Below are 2,207 nucleotides of genomic sequence, written 5' to 3'. Positions count from 1 at the left end.
GTGGACGTCGCGAGCGTGCTCAGCGAGCGCATCTTCGGCGCGCCGCTCAAGGCGCGTTACTCGGCGTCGGACCAGAGCCTGCTGGGGAGGCGAGTCGATCTGGAGGATGAGGGCACGCAACCCGTGATCCTGCTGCTATCCCGGGCGGCGGAGTTGATTTTCACTCCGGAACAAGGGAAGACGGTCGAGTTGTACCCCATGTTCGAGTATGCCTGGTTGCCTCCGGAACAGCGTCGGCGGGCTAGCTGGCAGCCGACCGTGATCTAGCGTCTGGAGAAGAAGATGGCACATATTGAACAAAATCTGGCACGCGTGCGCGGCGTTGCCGACGCGTTTGGCGTACAGCTCGCCCCGAGCGAGATGGCGGTGATCGCCGAAGCGCATGCGCAGGCAACGCGATTTGGCGCGGTGGGGATGGAAACGCAACTGAGCGTCCACGCCCTGGCAGAAGCTGTTGAGCGTCGCGGCAAGGCGGAAATGAACGTGCACGCCATTGAGGACGCCGTCTACCGCCACAAGCAGGCCGTTGAGGATTGGCTTGCCGATCCCTGCTATGACCTGCACGAGACTACCGACAGCGGAGCCGAGAGGCAGTTGCTCAAAACCTTTGCATGGGTGGCAACGGAAGCTGGTGCACCGAACCTCCGCAATGCCCTGTTCGTCCTGCAGCTTGAGCGGAAAGTCGCGGTGCTGGAGACGAAGGTGGAGGGCATGGGCGACAAGCCAACCGATACAGATACCCACTCGTCGGGACACGCTATGCGTCTGGGGAAGGCATGAGAAGGATGACACTACGCGCCCGTTGCGTGACGGTAGCCTTGATTGCCGCAGCGGCGAGCCCGTATGCAAGCGCCGCGCAGCAGGGCTGCGACATATCCACTGCTATGGAGCAGAAGCGACAGGAAGAGCGTGATCGTCGCATGAACGATATCGATACGCGCTTCGATGTCCTGCAGAAGGCAAACGACCTGATGAAGATGTGCCTAGACAACTTCCCGAGCTACCCGACCCAGTTGCCGTCGACCACGATCCTGCAGGAGGCTTTCAGGCGCGTGAAACAGCAGGCCTGCGAGGGCCTGACCAAGAAGGCGCAGCAGAACTACGACGCCGCCGTCCAGGCAGCACGCAATACCGCGAACGATGCGATCAAGGGTGCGACCAATTCCTTGCCCGGTGGCATCGGAAACAACCTGCCGGGAGTCATCAACGGTGGCGGGATCGCCGGGCAAAGCAGCCCGTCATCCCCCGGTAGCAGCACGGGCGGGATAGTGGACTCTCTCAGGAGGTTCTTCCAGTGAAACGAAAGCTGTTCGCCCTCAGCGCCGCTGCCGCGGCGATGGCCTCGCCGTCGGCTTACGCTGTATGCGATTCATGCGTTGTAGGCGCGGTCCAGGTTGCCAGTACGATGATCACCACAACGATCACGACCTCAACTAGCTCACTCGCCGGGACCCTGACCAACGCCATCAACCTCTTGAGTACCAACGTGGCGAACGTGGGGTCCAAGATCTCGGACGCCGTTGTGCAGTCGGCGAACCAGCAGCGGGAGATCCAGATCGAGACGCAACGCAGAGCTGAGAAGGAACGCGTCGAGCGGGAAACCGAGCTTCCAATCGACCCGTGCTCGAACTCCAGCGGTAACTACGCGAGCCAGGCCACGGTCGCGACTGGCGGCAAGTCGTCTGGATACCGTCGAGGTGGTGGCGGTGGATCCTCAGTCAGCAGCCCCGTGCTCAGCAAGGCCTTGAATGATCCCATCCCATCCCCGGAGGTCGCCCGTAGGCAATCACACGCGATTCACACGGCGAAATACTGCAACGCGGTGGAGATGCGGCTGGGCTACCCGGGTTGCAGCGGTTCATCCATGCCGGATGCGGACGCTAACGTCGAATCCATCCTGACGGGCGCGGGCATGACTGGCAAGGATCCGGAACTTACTTTCTCGACAGAGCAGGAGGAGGCGGCACGGGCCTATGCGCGGCTCTCATTGGACCCGCATCCGCCCCAGAACATCACGAAGGCCGAGGCAGCAACCGAGCAGGGCAAGAGCTACATCGCCTTGCAGAAGATGTACCAGGCCAACATGAGTGCTGCGGAAAAGATCCAGTTTGACCTGATCGCTTCGCGCATGCCGTTCCCGGGCAGCAACCGGCTGATTCAGGAGATCAAGAAGGCGGACCATGCGGCCAAGTATTTCGACCTGACCG

4 protein-coding genes are annotated in these 2,207 nt (G+C 61.7%); all 4 read left to right on the top strand.

The genetic code is table 11. The features are described 5' to 3' along the window. Window positions 1-267, top strand: a 267-nt coding sequence (locus tag E1J61_RS37765) for a hypothetical protein (protein ID WP_165971649.1), incomplete at its 5' end; no start/stop codon positions are given. Between the two features lie 15 nt (window positions 268-282). Further along, window positions 283-780 (top strand): hypothetical protein, encoded by a 498-nt coding sequence (locus E1J61_RS37210; RefSeq protein ID WP_133098700.1) that lies wholly within the window; start codon window positions 283-285, stop codon window positions 778-780. A 5-nt stretch (window positions 781-785) separates the two neighbouring features. Next, entirely contained in the window at window positions 786-1,298 is a 513-nt protein-coding gene (locus tag E1J61_RS37205; protein WP_133098699.1) for a hypothetical protein, read from the top strand. Next, a partial coding sequence (gene traW, locus E1J61_RS37200; RefSeq protein ID WP_133098698.1) for a conjugal transfer protein TraW occupies window positions 1,295-2,207 on the top strand: 913 nt, incomplete at its 3' end. The genes E1J61_RS37205 and traW, both read left to right, overlap by 4 nt.

The sequence above is a fragment of the Cupriavidus sp. L7L genome (assembly GCF_004353535.1).
GTDB classification, from domain to species: Bacteria; Pseudomonadota; Gammaproteobacteria; order Burkholderiales; family Burkholderiaceae; genus Cupriavidus; species Cupriavidus oxalaticus_A.
Note: the sequence above shows the minus strand (reverse complement) of the source record. Positions and strands in the feature narration are given on the sequence as shown.